Origin of the sequence: Candidatus Protochlamydia sp. W-9 (genome assembly GCF_001950615.1) — a bacterium.
Classification (GTDB): Bacteria; Chlamydiota; Chlamydiia; order Chlamydiales; family Parachlamydiaceae; genus Protochlamydia; species Protochlamydia amoebophila.
This window is the reverse complement of record NZ_BCPZ01000164.1, coordinates 1-545: the sequence shown is the minus strand read 5'-3', so window position 1 is coordinate 545 and position 545 is coordinate 1. Positions and strand designations below refer to the sequence as shown.

Annotated in this window: 1 pseudogene; it reads right to left on the bottom strand. The window is 30.6% G+C overall.

Annotated features, from left to right (window positions below):
• Positions 1-286 precede the first annotated feature (286 nt).
• Positions 287-545 (bottom strand): annotated as a pseudogene (locus BU804_RS05575) (transposase); the annotation flags it as partial.

Sequence of the window (545 nt, the reverse complement as noted above, 5' to 3'; positions counted from 1 at the left end):
TTTTTAGAAATTTCAATATTTTCTTCAAGATTTTTATTTACAAACACAAATTTAATATATTTATTCCCAAGACGCTTTCCTATATCTTTTTCTGTTGTTTATCCTCATAAAAACCAATAGAAAAACAATTTACATTACCCTTTCCAGCATAAAAAGGTCGCATAGTGCTGAAAAGAAGGACCAGCTTTTAACTCCAAAAACTTTCAAATATCCTCATTTCCCATTTTTAAAAAATAGAATCTGCCTTCTATATAAGGTTCAATAGTTTTAATCACTTATTTAGCCCTTGCCTTCTTAAAATAACATGTTTTAAATTAGTAAACTGAATTTTGGATTTATCCCTTTGATATGGTAAATACTTCAAGACTTGTTTCAAAAGCCTCTTTGAAAGTTCTTTCGAAATAACCCCCCTTATCACCAAATAGTTTCCCAAAAAACCCTTTCGACAAAGTTTCGGCAATAGAAACATCAGCAACATTTCCAGGAGTTAGCTGAAAAGCCAAAATTTCTCCTTTCTCATTGATCATGAGAGGCAATTTAAACCC